We start from the raw sequence: 3,501 nt of genomic DNA, 5'->3' as shown, positions 1-3,501 counted from the left end.
GTTTCTAGTGAAACCGTTGTTGACATAATATATCAACCCCTTTCTTGATACCATTGAATAAATAGTAAATTACTTTCTTCTTTCGCCCTATAAGAGTCGTTAACTCTCCTCTGGGTAAGATAATATACCTTTGCAATAATATTTTAATTAATTATTATTTTTAAGTTTTTTATAAATAGCATTTATTATTTTTTTCTAATATGTAATTTTATTTTTAAAAGTAAAAAATCAAATATATAATAAGTTCAAGTGATAATATTGCTTTAAGGGGATTTTTGTAATATAATGCGTCAAAAAAAATTTAAAAATGATGATATTAATTGTTTAGATACTGTAAAAAATTATGATCCTATAATAGATTTGTTAATTCAAAAACTAATTAATTTGTGTCAAGAAATTAAACAAATAAATTTATTCAATGATAACTATATGAAAGATTTTTTGATTTTTTTGCCTATTTATAGTGCTAATCCTCATACAAATTTAACTCCTCAATTTGCGTCTAATATTCCACAATTAAATGTAGATTACCATTATAATATAGATAATTTAAAACAACAACTTAGTAAAAATTTAGAAAAATCAAAGTTAATTACAATTAATAAAGAAATTTCTTTAAATCAAGAGTTTATAAAAAGAAAACAACAAAGTGTTTTACAAAAAGATCGAATAATTACAGAATATAATATTCAAAAAGATAAATTGAATTGTAAATGCCGTCTTGCTTTGGAAAAATTAAATTTGTTGGAAAAAGAAGTAAACAAAGAACAAATGGAACAAAATGATTTGTTTACAGAACAATATTCTCAGGTTAATCAAAAATATCAAAAAAATATTTCAGATATTTATGATTTTTTTCATCAAAAAATTATCATTTTAAATCAAAAAATTAAACAATTAAAAGATATTTTTAATCATTCTTTAGAAAATATGAAAAATTTTTACCAAAAACAAATTCAACAAATACAAGAACAACAAAGGCAACAAGAGATAGATTTTTCCAAAGAAATCAAAAATTCTTTTAATTTGTTACAACGCAAAATAGAAATGCATAATAAAATTTTCGATCAATTGAAATCGGAATTTATAGAAAAACAAGAAATAATTTTTAAAAAAAAACATAATATTTGGAATCAAGGTATAAGGGGATTTTTTTTTATTCAACCAATGTTTATAAATAGTTATCCTATAATTACAAATTTAATGCGAGATTTTTTTGTTTATCAACGAATGTATTCGATTCGTTTATATGAGTGGCGTTTTCAATATATGAAATTTAAATTTATTTATAATCGAAAGTTAAATATTGTCGAATATAATAAAAAAATTTTCCAAAAAATAAAAAATTTTCAAATTAATAATGTTGATTTAATCCAAAAACAAGAATACAAATTAATTTATAATAATTATTTGCAAAAAATTGATAATTTAGAAGTGGAATTAATTTTATTAAAAATAAAAAAAAAATACGACATCATTAAGGAAGAAGTTATAGATGAACAATATAAACAAAAATTATCTTATGAACATTTGCGCAAAAATTTTATTTTAATTGAAAAATTAAATGATATACAATATCAAAAAGATATATTATTGTTGCAGAATCAAATTCAAGAACGTAAATTTTTGCTTAAAATGCAATTGCAAATGACAAAAATTCCTTTAAAAACAAAATATGATTGTGAAATTTTGCAAAATCTTCAAGAAATACAAAAATTACAAGAAAAACTCTCTAATCTACATTATCATCAGGAATATGAAATAAATTTAAAAAATATTATTTATAAACAAAAAAAACAAAATTATTTTTATAAAGTGGAAATACCGAAAATTAAAATCAGAGATATTGTTGCTAAAAATAATTTTATTAAACAAAAAAATTTAATAAATGCTATATTATTTAATAATTATTTAAATAAACAAAATCAAACACATTTGAAAATTTTGCAACAAATTAAAGAACAATTGGATTTGTTTTGGCATTTGTATTTAAAAACAATTAATAAGAGTTTTTCTATGATTCATTTACATTTAATTTGTAAATTAAATAAAATTTTTGTAGAAAAAGTTATAGAAGAACATTTTAAATATCTTTATTTATTGAAAATAAATATGATCGATTTAAGACTGAATAAGATAAAACAACAAATTAATTTGAATAAAGTGATTTTAAATTTTTATAATCAAAATATTTCTTTTATTAGTATCTTAATGCATCGAATGAAATTGAAAAATTTGGATAAAAATACAAAATTTTTAGTTTTTTTTGAACAAAAAATGAAAATTTATGAAAATATAGGAAATTTTTTTAAAAAAAAAATGAAATATTTAGAATATCAACAAAATAAACATCAGCAATCAAAAGAACAAATGACTAATAAATTGAAAAAACAACAAAATTGTTTTGTGCAAACTAATAATTTATTACAATACCAAATGTTTAAATTGACTGTTAAACTTAGAAGTTTTTCGAATTCTAAATTTTGGCATCGTGTTTTATCTTCGTTTTATCTCAATAAAATGAAAAAGAAATGGTTATATTATTATGAGCATTTAGAATTACCTAGAATTTTTTTTATTCAAGAATATAACGATATTAAGGAAGAAATTTTTCATATACAAAAAAATCAATCAGAAGAAAAACATTTTTTATTAAAAGAAAGCGAATATATTATTGATTGTATTTCTCAGGTTTTTTTCGATATTACTAGAATAATGCATGATGATAGTTTAAATGAGATTATAATTAAATATCAAAAACAAGAAAAACAAATTCGTCATGAGATTAGTTTATATGAAAAACAAAATAAATTAAAATTAAAAGAAATGAAACGCCAAATAGATTTAATTCAAGATAATTTAAAAGATTCTTTAACCGAAATAGATCAAGATTTTATAACTCAAAAGCAAAAAATTAAACTAATATATGATAATAAAAATAAAAAAATTAATTCCGAATATAAAAATCAATTATATCTTTATCAAAAATATTTAAAAGATCAAAATCATCGTAATAATCTTTTTAAGGCGCAACAAAACGATGAAATAGATAAAATTTTATTTCAACATTGGAAGAAACAGAAATCAATTATTGCAAACAATAATCGATTATTGGATCGGATTAATAAAATTAAAGTTTATCAACAATTTAAAATTAAAAATATATTATTTTTTAAAAAAACGCATTTAATTATTTTGAAATTTTTTGGGTGGTATAAATTTTATCAAAATAAACGAATTTTACAAAAAGATTATAAGAAAAATTTAATTATTTTGAAAAAAAAAATGGTGATTAAATTTATGCAATTATATAAGAAATTAATTCAAATATTTGGTATTTAAAATTTATATTATTTGATTACAATATGCAAGGGAATTAAAAATACGGATAGATTAATTGCGTTTTATGCAGCGATTTTTATTTGCTGTTTTATTTACAATCAGCCCCCGTCCAAACCGGACAAGCAAGTTTCCAAGCGTCCGGCTTTCCATAATTTACTC

The 3,501-nt window shown here is 19.6% G+C and carries 1 protein-coding gene; it reads left to right on the top strand.

What is annotated here, in order from left to right:
* Positions 1–285 precede the first annotated feature (285 nt).
* Positions 286–3,342, top strand: coding sequence for a ligand-binding sensor domain-containing protein (locus B2G44_RS01800; protein WP_078123136.1), 3,057 nt, complete (start codon positions 286–288; stop codon positions 3,340–3,342).
* Positions 3,343–3,501 lie beyond the last annotated feature (159 nt).

This window comes from Candidatus Phytoplasma citri (assembly GCF_002009625.1).
Lineage (GTDB): Bacteria > Bacillota_I > Bacilli_A > Acholeplasmatales > Acholeplasmataceae > Phytoplasma > Phytoplasma citri.
This window is presented reverse-complemented; position numbering and strand designations above follow the sequence as displayed.

What these genes read in the sequence shown, in the direction of transcription:
- B2G44_RS01800 (WP_078123136.1), top strand. Translation starts at nt 286, where the DNA reads ATGCGTCAAAAAAAATTTAAAAATGATGATATTAATTGTTTAGATACT.